This is a genomic window from Arenibacter lacus, from assembly GCF_008711145.1.
GTDB lineage: Bacteria > Bacteroidota > Bacteroidia > Flavobacteriales > Flavobacteriaceae > Arenibacter > Arenibacter amylolyticus.
Genome location: NZ_VVIN01000075.1, coordinates 1 through 13,212 on the forward strand (window position 1 = coordinate 1; position 13,212 = coordinate 13,212).

Here is a 13,212-nt window from a genome sequence, read left to right on the forward strand (position 1 = left end):
AAGAGTTCACCCACCTTTTTACCAGTAGTAGCGTTCAGCTTTTCAAAATAGGTTTGCACCCAAGAGGGAATACCCGCTATAACGGTCATATCTTCTTGGGCGGTCTCTTTTACGATTTCGGATACCTTAGTATCCCAATCCTCCAGGCAATTGGTCTCCCAGCTGGGAAGACGATTCTTTTGTAGGTAATTGGGAACATAATGGGCAGAAATCCCCGAGAGCCTTCCTATTTTAATGCCGTTTTGCTCCTTCATTACCGGACTTCCCTGTAGAAAAATCATTTTTCCGTCCACAAAATCGGCCCTTCCCGTTTCGTGTATGTAGGTTAGGATGGCGTTGCGGGATGCTTCTACTTGGTGTTTTATGGATTCCTTGGTAATGGGAATAAATTTGGCTCCGGAAGTAGTCCCCGATGTTTTGGCAAAATAGGTGGGTTTTCCAGGCCATACAATATTGCTTTCTCCAGCAATAACCCGCTCTATATAGGCCTTGCCTTCTTCGTAGTCCCTTATGGGAACGTGCTTTACAAAATCGGCGTGCGATTGAATTTGGGAGAAATTATGGTCTTTCCCAAAAACAGTATCCTTTGCCTGCCCTATAAGGGAGGCAAAAACTTTTTCCTGAGTTGCTATTGGGTTTTCTACCCATTTTGCAGTTTTTCTTGCAACCACTTTGGCAAATATCTTGGCAGCTAAGGACTTTAAACTCATTCTTTACTATTTAAAATCTATAAAATCCATTGGGTTTAGCGGACTTCCGTCACTCCACAGTTCAAAGTGAAGGTGGGGACCGGTAGTGAACTCCCCGGTGTTGCCAACAGAGGCAACCACTTCCCCAGCGCGAACAATATCGCCTTGCTCCTTGTTCAGCGAGCCGTTATGCTTGTATACACTAAGGAGTCCGTCTGCGTGTTCCAATATAATAACATAACCTGTTTGGGCGGTCCATTCCGCGAAAATCACCGTTCCATTGGCCACTGCTTTCACCGGACTATTTGTGGGGGCCACAACATCTACGGCATAATGCTTGGATTCTGGATTAAATCCTTGTGAGATGGTCCCGCTCAGGGGAGTAAACAATACCCTTCCCGGACTGTTAAGATTTCTTTCAAATAAATTGTATTTGTCCTCCCTAGCCACCTGCGCCCTTAGTAAAGAATCTTCCCTAATGGGGTTGAGATCAATGGTAGAAGGGTCTATCTTATACTGCTCGTACAAGGAGTCGCGGTTAATTTCATTATTTTCAATGTCGCCTGTCAATACTTTCCGAATGTTATCTAAATACCTGTTGGTATAATTTAGGACCGTCACCAAAGAGTCAGTTTTATAGGTAAGCTCTGTAGCCTGTCTTCTTAACTTGGTGGAGGAGTAACCGGGGATATACTCCCGCAGCGGGGTAAAGGCGATTAAGAGTGTGGTGAAGGCGATGAGGCCTATAATAAACAAGGAGCCCGTAACAAAAACATTCATTCTGTTGAGCTTAAATGAAATCTTTTCTTCAAAAGTACTCTCGTTAAGGATGACCAAGCGGTACTTGTGCAGAAGCTTTCTCTTAATTTCCTTTCTCTTTTGTTTTTTTTTGGCCATAATAAACAAAGATAAGCTTACAAATTAACTTTAATTATCTTTAGTATAAATTTTGATAGGTAATTGCGATTTCACCACAAAAGTATTCTTTCACAAAATATATTCTGCTTTGTAAGAATTAAAATATATTTTAGCGATTAAAATTAACAGGCTACTAACATCTTTTTTAGTACCTTTGTTTCTAATAAATCATCTTACTATGATCACATTAAACACATTTTTAGCAATTGGCGCCCCTCAAATCATATTGATAGTGGTGGTTGTCCTACTACTATTTGGAGGAAAGAAAATACCGGAACTAATGCGCGGATTGGGTAGTGGTATTAAAGAGTTTAAGGATGCTTCCAAAGATGATGAAGTCTTGGAAGACAAAAAAGAGAACTAATAGGAGACGCCATTTTATATATAAAACACCTGCTTTTGTGGGTGTTTTTTTATTTGGTTGATTTGCATAGCTCACACCAATCCTTCTTTATTCTTTAGCCATCACGCTTGATGGCGCCGTACTTCCCACAGCGGATTTCTAACAATCCTTAAATGAACCGTGAATTCTAGGCGCAAGGAACTGAAACATGTAAAACAAGGTTTCTAGTTAATTTCCATAGACGTCATTTATATTATTATCCAAGTTCTGTACTTAAATCTTAAGTACCCTTTATTATCCTTATTTATTTCTTATTTGATCTTCCTGCAAGCTTAGAAGCTTGGGTAAATCTACTTGGATGCGCTGTTAAAGCGTATGAAACCAAGGTTACACCATGGAAATTACAGTGTTCACAACAAATAATTTTCAAACCGTACTAGGGCGTCTAGTTTTGACGTTCTTATGATATTAATGGGTTTGGTGTTTCCCTTTTTGAGGAAACCGAAGTTGAATTTTACAGGTTTCAACTGCTTAAGCTCTTAACAACTAATTGTATTGCGGACTACTCTTATAAATATAAAAAATTATTTACCCTTGCTATTTTTATTAATTGCGACCCTTACCTATGGTCAGGATAATAAAGAAAGAATAACGGGGAGTGAAGAGGAGCAAGCTGTAACTATCCCCACCAGTCATAGCCCTATCCTGGCATCCAAAATGGCGCCTCTTGGGGATACCGATAAAATGGAGGCTGCCTTTAGGCTACATAAAATAAATATCAAGCGGTTTTCAAATACGTATATCCAAACACCGGGTTATTACATTATCAGTAACATATATAGTAATGAGGGGTATTTAGCTAAAAACCTGGAAAAACTAAGGAAAAAGGGTTTTGAAGCGGGATTTTTATTTAATCCGGAAGATCAGCTGAACTATCTATACCTTAAAAGATTTGACACCTGGCAAGAGGCTTTGGAGGCATGTAAAACCAATATCAATCAGACTTATGATAAGACTGTTTGGGTGTTGATTATTCCCCCTTCCAAAGGCCCAGCAGCCGCTAATACCCTTGTTTCGCGTGAAAAGAAACCAATAAGCGCTAAGGTTGTGGAGGCGGCACCTTTAGAAATTGTGAGTTATGAAAACGTGACAGCCAGCGGGAACTCCACCCCCTCCGTTTTGACAATACGTCCGGTTAAAAGTAATTCTTGGATAAATAAGGCAAATACCTATTTTGACCAGATGAGGTATGCGGAGGCTGCTGAGCTTTACGAAAAAGGATTGGAAAAAACTCCCGATGTCAGTAGTTTAGAAATATTTCAGAAAGCTGGAGACGCTCATTATTTTAACACCAATATGGAACGTGCCTATTATTGGTACCATCAATTGTACAAAACGTATAAGGCCGATATGAGGCCAGAGTACCTTTTTAAATATGCGCATACTCTTAAAGGAGCTGGTAAATATGGTAGGGCTAAACGCATGATGCGATTGTATAATAGGGCCACAAAGAATGAGACGGTAGAAGAGGAGGATACCAGTATGGAGGCCAATGCAAATGAAGTGGTTTTAGATAAAATCCTTTCAGCCGATGACAACGCTATTTTGAAGAATTTGTCTATAAATACCGAATATTCGGAGTTTGCACCCATGTTTTATAAGGAAGATAAAATGGTTTTTGCTTCCTCAAGAGATTCTTCAGTCTTTACTACTAGGCGGTATGGATGGAATAACCAGCCATTCTTGGACCTTTATTTGGCAAATATCAATGAGGAGTCCCAAGAATTGCGGAATGCCATTAAATTATCCAAGAATATCAACACAAAATATCACGAAGCTTCCGTAACTTTTTCTCCCGATAATACCACTATGTACTTTACCCGCAATAACTATAAGAGGAAGTTGCGAAGGGATGAAAATGGTATGAATCATTTAAAAATTTATGTTTCCAATAAGGTAAACGGGGAGTGGGGAGAAGCAAGGGAGTTGCCTTTTAATAGTGATTCCTATTCCACCGGGCATCCCTCATTGAGTCCTGATGGTAAGAAACTGTATTTTGTTTCGGATATGCCGGGAAGTATGGGGGAGACAGACATCTTTGTGGTGGATGTGCTGGGAAACAACCAGTATTCCCAACCCAAGAACCTGGGCCCTAAGATCAATACCAAACGGAAGGAAATGTTTCCTTTTGTGACAGATGAAAAACTGTACTTCTCTTCCGATGGTCATGTAGGACTGGGCGGATTGGATGTGTATGAAGCCGTATTGGAGGAAGATGGCGGATTCATGGATGCTGTGAATCTAGGAAGGCCTATAAACAGTGAAAAGGACGATTTCTCCTATATAGTAAATGAAAACAACAATAAGGGGTATTTTGCCTCCAATAGAAATGGTGGAAAAGGGGACGATGATCTCTACGGATTTGAAAGGTTGATTCCAGAGAAAACCGTATACAATGCAATTGCTGGTACGGTTGTAGAGCAAATTACCGGGGAGTTAATGCCCAATGCCTTAGTGACCTTGTTAGATGAAAACAATATTAAATTGAAGGAGGTAATTACTGCTAGCGATGGCACCTTTGTTTTTGAGGATTTGGAGTCGGACACTAAGTATACTGTGAAAATTGCCCAAACTGAGTATTTTGAGAATGTAAAAGAGGTGGTGACCGGGACCAATGAAGTGGTGGAGATAGAAATCCCGATGAAGAAGCTAAAAGAGTTGATTGTGGTAGAGGAGGGCGTTCGTAAGCTTAAAACGGACATGATTTTCTTTGATTTTGATAAATCGTATATAAGAAAGGATGCCGCGGTAGAATTGGATAAGTTGGTGGAGGTAATGATGGATCATAAGGACATGGTTATAAAAATTGAATCGCACACAGATTCTAGAGGACCTGCGGTGTACAATAAATATCTTTCGGACAAGAGGGCTAAGTCTAGCCGGGACTATCTTATTTCCAAAGGAATTTCCGAAGAGCGGATTGAAAGTGCTATTGGCTACGGGGAAGAGCGATTGTTGAACGAATGTAAGGATGGGGTTTGGTGTACCAGAGAGCGACATGAACTCAATAGAAGATCCGAATTTATAATTGTGAAGATGTAATCAGTTTAACCAGATTGACTAATTTCTATAGCCCGTTCTCTTTTTGGAAAGCGGGCCTTTTTATTTCTGGATCCATCCCTGGAACAATCAATTTTATCCTTTGTAGATTACTTTTAGGGTTTTAGTCATCTTGACGAATACTTATGTTGTTTGTCGAATGATTACAATATAAAGTTTAGTTCATCCGTTTTATGCGGCACTTTATCTAATAAGTTGTCCCAGTAGCCTAACATTTCTAAAATTAGCATGAGCAATTAACTAATATAGCTGTTATGAAACATGTTTTTCTCTTGAAAGAAATCTATTTGGAGGCTTTTAGAAATTGGACCCACCTGTTTCTAAAAAGATATTTTAAGGCCTTTTCCGTGTTTTGTTTTTTCCTAATAGCAGTCGTAATTTACGCCTTTATATATAGGGTTGCTACTGGATTTAGTTTCTAACCAAGGTACTTACCTATAGGATTTTAGCCTTAGTAGACCTCCCAGTAGAGGTGTCCCAATTCCTGTGTTTCCTTGGGCCTGATTGTTTCGAAGGGGCACGTGAAGCTACAGGCGCGTAAGGCTACACCCATCCCAGTTTTTCTAACACTTTTGGCAGAACCCAATAATCTATGCGCACTCGCTTAAAACCCTAGGGTGGAATGAGCAGTGTATGTATAGGTTAACCTTTCGTTAGCGGATAACACACCTAAAAGGGCCGGGCTTATCTACTTGCCTGCTGTTGCTGGCTAGGTTCGTCTACAAACTTTATTGTTTTTAAAATCGCCTCCAACTCAAACATATAATCCCTTTTTTCAGTGGCTGGGGCAAATACAAAGCCTTCTACCACCACTTTTCTATCGTTCTTGTGGTCATTGATGATGTAAGTAAGGAAAGGTCCTGCCATAGGGTAATTTTCTATCTCCCAAATTCCCCTTACTTCAGCGGCTTTCCTATCCGAAATTTCGGCAGGGAAAACATAGGGAGAGAAAGCTTTCTCCGTGACCATATACGTGATTTTCCCAGGAACATCGGGCCCAGGAATAAACTGCTTCCCTATAGAGTCGCGCATGCTAACAATATCGGCCACCAGGGTAGAGTCGCTCTTAAAATAGTTTCCAGGTACCTCATAGGCAATAATGTTCATGCTTCCTTTTTGGATCTGTCTATCGATCCATACAAACTTGCCTTCCTGTTTACCAACCTTGTAAATGGAGGGGATAGATAGGGTAATTCCTAGCTTTTCTTCTAATTCCTTCTCCTTGTTCAAGGATATCTGAAACCGTTTTTGGGCTTCCCCAATTTCAAGGTTTTTAAAAGCCTTGATCATTTCATTGGCCTTGGCATCCAAGTTCTTTATTATTTCCTCCTGGGTAGTACCTTTTATAACACCTACGTTCTGTGGCGTGGCGTACACATCTGTTTTAATATGAGCCAAGCTTAGGGTGTCCTTGGCAACAAATAAAACGGATCTGGTGCTTAACACGGAACCCGAGAAAACCTTAGCGGGCATCTGGTGAATGGTAAACAGAGGTTCTTCCCAAGAAAGTCCTAAGACTGGAGCCGCAAAATGCTGTCTAACACGGTCTCCTACCGCACCCTCCCATAAGTCATTGTCCATTACTACTGCCAAGGAATTTATCGCTCCTATGGATTCAGGCTGGTATTTTTTCTTTGGAGTTGAATTACAGGAAATCAGTAATAAAAATGTCGACAAAAAGAGAATTCCAATTTTTTTCATGGTAGTATAAATTTTTACGAGGAACAGTCACACAATTTTAATTTTGTACCCGGTTTGATATCGTTACCACTAATACCGTTCCATTTTCGTAAATTCTCGATACTAATTCCCGGATATTTTTTTGCAATGCCCCAAAGGGAGTCTCCATTTCTAACGGTATGGACCTTGGAACTGCTGCTGACACTCGTGCTAGGGTGTTTTCTGGGGTAAATGGTAAGTCGCTGGCCAATCCTCAGATTGTTGCTTCTTAAACCATTCCAAGCTTTTATTTGGCTCACTCTTACACCATATCTTTCGGCAATCTTACCTAGGTAATCCCCGCTTTTTACTCTATATCTTATTTGGTTTTGGGTGGAGGTCATTTCGGGAAGTGGCTTTTCCCGGTTCTTTAATTCATTTTCCACATGGGCGTAAATTGCCTCTTCGTTGTTTACAAACTTGCCCAAGGCATAGATAGGAAGTCGTAGGCTGTAATTTTTTCCTTCTACATAGGGGATGATATTTAACTTGTAGGCCGGATTCAATACTTCCAATTCTTCTACACTGATATCTACCAACTCGGCAATTTGATCAAAGGTGATCATGCGCTTTACATGCACGGTATCGGTCTCAAAATAAGGCCTATTTACCACCTCAGGTTCCAATCCGTGTTCCTTGGCGTATTCAAAGATGTACATGGTAGCCAAAAAAGCCGGTACGTAGCCTGCGGTTTCCCGAGGAAGATGTCTTCTTATATTCCAATAATTCTTGTACCCTCCAGAGCGTCTAATGGCTTTATTTACATTGCCGGGACCCGAATTATAGGCGGCTAGGGCCAAATCCCAATCGTCAAAAATGCGGTGCAACCTTTTAAGGTACATACTGGCTGCTTTGGTAGAGTTGATGGGGTCGCTTCTTTCATCCACATAACTACTTACGTCCAGATTATACATTTTACCGGTACCGTACATAAATTGCCATAAGCCTGTTGCGCCCACCCTAGATCTAGCTCGTGGATTTAATGCCGACTCTACAATGGCTAAGTACTTTAGTTCCAGAGGAATGTTCTGGTTGTCTAATTCCTGCTCAAATAAGGGGAAATAAAACTGACTTGCAGTAAGCATTCTACTCATTAGGCCCCGTCTGCGGGTTAGAAAGGAATTGATTACATTTTCTAAGGACGGATTATAGGTAATATTAAAAGGAGTGCGCTGGTTTAATCTTTCTAATCTTGCTTTTAGGGTATCGGTATCTACCTTATAATGGTACACCGTATCTATTTCCATCTTGGAGATATCCTCATAAATGGAGTCGAAGAGCATAGCGTTTTGGTGTAGTTCCCTTAACCATAGACTATCGTATTTAGCGGCTTCCAAGAGATCCTGTAGGTCGTATTTTTTTTCACCTTTTAATCGTACCAAGGGTTGGTCTTTCATAGTGGCCTGCGCATCCATGCTTTCCATCAATTCTACCCCTTCCATATCCATCGCAGTGGTGTCTACCTCCATGATTGCCGCTTTATTTGGATTTGGGGTGTTGGGAATGGAGTCTGGTTCTTGGGCAGAAAGGGTAGTGGTGGCCACTAGCCCCAAAATACTGAATAGGAAATTCTTGGTCACTTTCATGAGTTGTCTTTTAATGGGAACTGATAAAATGGGAGCATTTTCACCAAACCAAATGGGGTCTGGTGAAAATGCTTGCTTCCCTATATGTTGGAGCGAGGGATTTAGGCCAATATTGCAGCGATTCCCGGAAGGTCTTTTCCTTCCAAGCTTTCCAACATGGCACCACCCCCAGTAGATACATAGCTCACCTTGTCCTCAAAACCGAACTGTTTTACGGCCGCAACGGAATCGCCACCACCTACAAGGGAAAAAGCCCCGTTCTTAGTAGCTTCGGCAATAAAATTACCTACTGCTATTGTTCCTTTAGCAAAAGCTTCCATCTCAAAAACGCCTACGGGACCGTTCCATAGGATGGTTTTGGAATCTAGGATTACCTGCTTAAAGTTTTCTAAAGTCTTGGGTCCGGCATCCAATCCTTGCCATCCATCAGGGATCTCGTTAGAATTAACCACCTGGGTATTGGCATTTTTATCAAAATCATCAGCGGCCAAAACGTCTACGGGAATATGTACAGTCACTCCCTTTTTCTTAGCTTCTGAGAGGATTTCCAAGGCCAATTCCATTTTATCGTCTTCAGAGATGGAATCTCCTATTTTTCCTCCTTGTGCCTTCACAAAGGTATAGGTCATTCCGCCTCCTATAATCAAATGATCTACCTTGTCTAAGATGTTCTCAATAATCGTGATTTTGGAGGATACTTTGGCTCCACCTAGAATTGCAGTAATGGGCTTTTCGCCGGTACGCATTACTTTTTCTATGGCGTCTATTTCCTTGGCTAATAAAAAGCCAAAACATTTATTTTCCGGGAAGAATTTTGCTACAATGGTAGTGGAAGCATGAGCTCTATGAGCCGTTCCAAAGGCATCGTTTACATAAATGTCCCCTAATTGCGATAGCTGCTTGGCAAATTCCTCATCGCCAGCCTCTTCTTCCGAATGGAACCTAAGGTTCTCTAACAATAATACCTCTCCGCTTTTTAGATCGGTAACTGCTTGTTCTGCCTCAGGACCTACACAGCTCTCTACAAATTTAACGTCTACTCCAATAACTTGGGTAACTTCTTTTACAATATGCTTTAATGAAAGCTCTGGGGTAGCTTGTCCCTTTGGTCTTCCCAAATGGCTCATAAGTACGGCACTCCCGCCGTCTTCCAATACTTTTAATATAGTTGGTTTTGCAGCAACAATCCTGTTGTTGTCCGTTACCTTTAGATCGGCATCCAAGGGTACATTAAAATCTACCCTTATTAATGCCTTTTTATTTTTAAAATTAAAATCGTTGATGGTTCTCATATGACTACTGGTTTTATAGAATAGCAAATGTAAAGATTTAAAGGATGTTTTAAAGATACTTTCTCTAATAATTACCCGTGCCACTGGGAGAATTGTTAATTTGACAATGCGATGAAGGGGGAGAAATTGCCAGTTATGTGGCCCAATTATATAAGCCTATTTTGGTTTTATTCCATTATATTTGGCCTATGCAATTTAAGGATATTTTAGGGCTTAACCACATTAAGGATCATCTTACTTCTAGTGCCGATGCCGGTCGCATTCCGCACGCGCAACTTTTTATTGGTCCGGAAGGCTGTGGTACATTGCCAATGGCGTTGTGTTATGCTCAGTATTTAGTCTGCGGGAATACGGGGGGTGAAAATGAGAATGGGGATGCCAGCTGTAATATAAAATGCAATTCCTTGTCCCATCCAGATATTCATTTTGCTTTCCCGGTGGCCAATTCCACTAAAGTTAAGAGTCATGCAGTAAGTGATAGTTACCTGGAAGAATGGCGACAGTTTTTAACAGAACAGCCTTATGGGAATCTTTTCGATTGGTATAAAGCTATAGGAATAGATAATAGGCAGGGGCAAATAGGGGTAGATGAAGCCCAACTGATGGTTAAAAAGCTCTCTCTTAAGAGTTATGAAGGAGGATACAAGGCCATGATAATTTGGATGGCGGAAAAAATGAACACTGCCACGGCCAATAAATTATTAAAACTTATAGAGGAGCCTCCTCACAAAACGGTTTTAATCCTAATCGCGGAAGAAGAAGAGCAGATTATTCAGACCATTTTATCGCGTTGCCAAATACTCCGGTTTCCTCCAGTGGCAGAAGGGGCCATAGTAGAAGCCTTAATCGAAAGGGGAGTAGGTAGGGAAGACGCATTGCGGATTTCCCACGAGGCCAACGGAAATTTTAACAAGGCATTGGACTTTATGAACAATGATTCCGAAGACCTTGTTTTTGAACAGTGGTTTGTGCAATGGGTGCGTTCTGCCTTTAGGGCGAAAGGCAATAAAGGGGCTATACACGATTTAATAGCGTGGAGCGAGCTGGTGGCCAAAACGGGTAGGGAAACACAAAAACAGTTCTTAAGCTATTGTATTTCTGTCATGAGACAAGCGCTATTAATCAATTACAATGCAAAGGACTTGGCCTATATGAGATTTCATGTAGAAGGTTTCAAATTGGAGAATTTTGCACCTTTTGTTCATGAGGGAAATATTCTTTTAATTGTGAAAGAACTGGAGGATGCTAGTTATCACATTGAAAGAAATGGTAATGCTAAGTTGATTCTAATGGATCTATCTATAAAACTAACCCGCTTATTGCACGCTAAAGCGGCATAATAGCGAAAATAAATGCTTGTATATGGAAACCTTAACCAATAATGCGACGGAACTCTTATTGCTTCTTTTTCTAATTATCACTTTTGTACAAAGTGCCTTTGATAAGATGATGGACTGGAAGGGAAATATTTCCTGGTTACAGGGACATTTTAAAGATACCCCGTTTCAAGGCCAGGTTCCCTTGTTGTTGATCACGGTACTGGTAACAGAGTTGGTTGCCGGGGTCCTGTGTTTGTTGGGAATGTACATGCTGGTGACCGAGGGTGGAAAGTCCGTTGCCTTAGCCGGTGCCGTAGTGGCTTGTATTGCGCTCCTGATGCTCTTATTAGGCCAGCGGATTGCCAAGGACTATGACGGGGCAAGAACCATTGCCATCTACTTTATACCAACCGTTTTTTTAGTGTTCCTATTGCAGTAGGGCTTTAAAGTCTAATTGTGATGCTTATTACTTGTCTTTATGGTTAAAGGGGGGAGTTTCTTTAGTGTTGCATTTTATTTAGCTGTTCAATTCATAAAAATTGCTTAGTTTGTGGAAGGTGAAACGCTATCCTTTTTGAGGAGCGGTTGTGCTACTTTTATAAATCATGACTATGAATTTGGCGGAAATTAAAACTAAGTCGGTTGGCTTGGTGTTATCTGGAGGTGGAGTAAAGGGCATGGCCCATATTGGAATGATTCAAGCTTTAAACGAGTTTGGGATTCAAGCCCAGGTTGTTAGTGGCAGTAGTGTAGGGGCCTTAGTAGGCGCTATGTATGCCAATGGGAATTCGGTTTCTGAAATGCTTCGCTTTTTTAAGGAAACCCCTTTGTTCCGATATCACTTTATGACCCTAGTAAAGCCTGGGCTCTTAGATACTGATCGGTATTTTGAAGTGTTGTTAAAGTATTTTCCAGAGAACACATTTGAATCCTTGCAGCGGAAACTGTCGGTGGTGACCACGGATCTACAACGTGGGGAGGAAAGAATTTTCTCTACGGGAGCGCTTATTATGCCCTTATTGGCCTCTGCGGCCTTGCCTCCTGTCTTTAGTCCCGTTGTGATCAATGGCACCTTATATGCGGACGGAGGTATTATGAATAACTTTCCCTATGAGTATGTAGCAGATGAGTCCGATTTTATTATTGGGAGTAATGTTTCTTCCGTTAGGCAGTTAAGTAAGGAGGGGATAAGATCGTCTTATCAATTGGCTAATAGAACCACTTCCTTAATGATCTATGCCATGAATAGGGCTAAAGTACAGCAGTGCGATTTAATTATAGAACCGCAATCATTAGAACTAATCGGGATCTTAGATAAGAAAGGGATTGAGAAAGCCTATACTATTGGTTACGAACATACCTTGGCAAAGCTTCAAAAAATCTTTGTAGAATATTAGTGGTATTTTCTAAATAACATGATTGGTTGAGGTGTCCCTAAGAGGACCATCTCTCTGTAAAACCCATAGCTAGTTTTTCTTGTAGGCATGGAATTGGGTTGGTAGAGTGGATGCTGTCCGCATAATGGTCCTCGCTACCACTATGAATAAAAAACAAAACGCCCCAAATGTATGTAATCATATATTTGGGGCGCTGTTTACCATTTTAAGAGGGTGTTATCGTTAATTGATGCTACGCATGGCCGATCTAGAGCATACCTAGTTCCAATTTGGCCTCGTCGCTCATTAAATCTTGGGTCCAAGGCGGATCGAAAGTTAGTTCTACTTCCACATCTTTTATCTCGTCAATAGATTTCACCTTTTCCTCAACTTCCATAGGCATGGATTCCGCTACCGGACAGTTGGGGGAGGTAAGGGTCATTAGGATTTTAACCTCGTAGTCTTCGTTTACCAAAACGTCATAAATTAATCCCAGCTCATAAATATCTACGGGGATCTCCGGGTCATAAATAGTTTTTATGACACGAACTATCTTTTCGCCTAATTCTTGGGTGTCTATGGTGGGTGTTTCTGTGCTCATCGTATTAAAAAATTTAGGTGGGATGGTCTCTCAATGATACCATCCTAAGGTTGTGCCTTAATTTAACTGGGTCTGATAGGCGATTGCATACATTTTAAGCTGCTTAATCATACTCACCAGACCATTAGCCCGTGTGGGGGATAAATGTTCCTTTAAGCCAATTTCATCTATAAATTGGGTGTCTGCTGCTATAATATCACTTGGTTTTTGATCGCTGAATGCCCTAATTAAAATGGCTACGATTCCTTT

Annotated in this window: 13 protein-coding genes; 6 read left to right on the forward strand and 7 right to left on the reverse strand. The window is 41.0% G+C overall.

The window, feature by feature from the left end:
* Both F1E73_RS15115 and F1E73_RS15120 read right to left on the reverse strand, forming a co-directional pair.
* A partial coding sequence (locus F1E73_RS15115; RefSeq protein ID WP_150452403.1) for a GH3 family domain-containing protein occupies positions 1–710 on the reverse strand: 710 nt, incomplete at its 3' end.
* Positions 711–716: 6 nt separating this feature from the next.
* On the reverse strand, positions 717–1,586 hold the full coding sequence (locus F1E73_RS15120; protein WP_086476197.1) for a M23 family metallopeptidase: 870 nt from the start codon (positions 1,584–1,586) through the stop codon (positions 717–719).
* 199 nt (positions 1,587–1,785) lie between these two features.
* Here F1E73_RS15120 and tatA point away from each other — a divergent pair, with 199 nt between their 5' ends.
* The 3 genes from tatA to F1E73_RS18070 all read left to right on the forward strand — a co-directional run bounded on the left by tatA (position 1,786) and on the right by F1E73_RS18070 (position 5,492).
* Entirely contained in the window at positions 1,786–1,971 is a 186-nt protein-coding gene (gene tatA / locus F1E73_RS15125) for a twin-arginine translocase TatA/TatE family subunit (protein ID WP_086476198.1), read from the forward strand.
* 573 nt (positions 1,972–2,544) lie between these two features.
* A complete protein-coding gene (locus tag F1E73_RS15130; RefSeq protein ID WP_223883461.1) occupies positions 2,545–5,052 on the forward strand; it encodes an OmpA family protein in 2,508 nt (835 codons plus the stop codon).
* Between the two features lie 272 nt (positions 5,053–5,324).
* Positions 5,325–5,492 carry a DUF6747 family protein gene (locus tag F1E73_RS18070; protein WP_317045162.1) on the forward strand — a complete coding sequence of 56 codons (168 nt, stop codon included), beginning with the start codon at positions 5,325–5,327 and terminating at the stop codon, positions 5,490–5,492.
* A 262-nt stretch (positions 5,493–5,754) separates the two neighbouring features.
* Here F1E73_RS18070 and F1E73_RS15135 read toward each other — a convergent pair whose 3' ends face one another.
* The 3 genes from F1E73_RS15135 to F1E73_RS15145 all read right to left on the reverse strand — a co-directional run bounded on the left by F1E73_RS15135 (position 5,755) and on the right by F1E73_RS15145 (position 9,667).
* The gene (locus F1E73_RS15135) at positions 5,755–6,771 is read right to left on the reverse strand and encodes a DUF4837 family protein (RefSeq protein WP_150452404.1); all 1,017 of its coding nucleotides are present in this window, start codon (positions 6,769–6,771) and stop codon (positions 5,755–5,757) included.
* Between the two features lie 14 nt (positions 6,772–6,785).
* Positions 6,786–8,375, reverse strand: coding sequence for a LysM peptidoglycan-binding domain-containing protein (locus F1E73_RS15140; RefSeq protein WP_086476200.1), 1,590 nt, complete (start codon positions 8,373–8,375; stop codon positions 6,786–6,788).
* A 101-nt stretch (positions 8,376–8,476) separates the two neighbouring features.
* The gene (locus tag F1E73_RS15145) at positions 8,477–9,667 is read right to left on the reverse strand and encodes a phosphoglycerate kinase (RefSeq protein ID WP_150452405.1); all 1,191 of its coding nucleotides are present in this window, start codon (positions 9,665–9,667) and stop codon (positions 8,477–8,479) included.
* Positions 9,668–9,855: 188 nt separating this feature from the next.
* Here F1E73_RS15145 and F1E73_RS15150 point away from each other — a divergent pair, with 188 nt between their 5' ends.
* The 3 genes from F1E73_RS15150 (at position 9,856) to F1E73_RS15160 (ending at position 12,383) form a co-directional block, all read left to right on the forward strand.
* Positions 9,856–11,007, forward strand: a complete 1,152-nt coding sequence (locus tag F1E73_RS15150) for a DNA polymerase III subunit (protein ID WP_150452406.1) — start codon at positions 9,856–9,858, stop codon at positions 11,005–11,007.
* 22 nt (positions 11,008–11,029) lie between these two features.
* The gene (locus tag F1E73_RS15155; RefSeq protein ID WP_086476202.1) at positions 11,030–11,425 is read left to right on the forward strand and encodes a DoxX family protein; all 396 of its coding nucleotides are present in this window, start codon (positions 11,030–11,032) and stop codon (positions 11,423–11,425) included.
* A 172-nt stretch (positions 11,426–11,597) separates the two neighbouring features.
* Complete coding sequence (locus F1E73_RS15160) at positions 11,598–12,383, forward strand: patatin-like phospholipase family protein (protein ID WP_086476203.1); 786 nt, start codon at positions 11,598–11,600, stop codon at positions 12,381–12,383.
* Between the two features lie 247 nt (positions 12,384–12,630).
* Here F1E73_RS15160 and F1E73_RS15165 read toward each other — a convergent pair whose 3' ends face one another.
* Together F1E73_RS15165 and F1E73_RS15170 are read right to left on the reverse strand one after the other, a co-directional pair.
* Entirely contained in the window at positions 12,631–12,963 is a 333-nt protein-coding gene (locus F1E73_RS15165; RefSeq protein WP_086476204.1) for an SUF system Fe-S cluster assembly protein, read from the reverse strand.
* A gap of 57 nt (positions 12,964–13,020) precedes the next feature.
* Positions 13,021–13,212, reverse strand: a 192-nt coding sequence (locus tag F1E73_RS15170; protein WP_150452407.1) for a SufE family protein, incomplete at its 5' end; no start/stop codon positions are given.

Bases quoted from the DNA above. Each gene is read 5' to 3' on its own strand.
- F1E73_RS15120 (WP_086476197.1), bottom strand. From the start codon at position 1,586: ATGGCCAAAAAAAAACAAAAGAGAAAGGAAATTAAGAGAAAGCTTCTG.
- tatA (WP_086476198.1), top strand. From the start codon at position 1,786: ATGATCACATTAAACACATTTTTAGCAATTGGCGCCCCTCAAATCATA.
- F1E73_RS18070 (WP_317045162.1), top strand. From the start codon at position 5,325: ATGAAACATGTTTTTCTCTTGAAAGAAATCTATTTGGAGGCTTTTAGA.
- F1E73_RS15135 (WP_150452404.1), bottom strand. From the start codon at position 6,771: ATGAAAAAAATTGGAATTCTCTTTTTGTCGACATTTTTATTACTGATT.
- F1E73_RS15140 (WP_086476200.1), bottom strand. From the start codon at position 8,375: ATGAAAGTGACCAAGAATTTCCTATTCAGTATTTTGGGGCTAGTGGCC.
- F1E73_RS15145 (WP_150452405.1), bottom strand. From the start codon at position 9,667: ATGAGAACCATCAACGATTTTAATTTTAAAAATAAAAAGGCATTAATA.
- F1E73_RS15150 (WP_150452406.1), top strand. From the start codon at position 9,856: ATGCAATTTAAGGATATTTTAGGGCTTAACCACATTAAGGATCATCTT.
- F1E73_RS15155 (WP_086476202.1), top strand. From the start codon at position 11,030: ATGGAAACCTTAACCAATAATGCGACGGAACTCTTATTGCTTCTTTTT.
- F1E73_RS15160 (WP_086476203.1), top strand. From the start codon at position 11,598: ATGAATTTGGCGGAAATTAAAACTAAGTCGGTTGGCTTGGTGTTATCT.
- F1E73_RS15165 (WP_086476204.1), bottom strand. From the start codon at position 12,963: ATGAGCACAGAAACACCCACCATAGACACCCAAGAATTAGGCGAAAAG.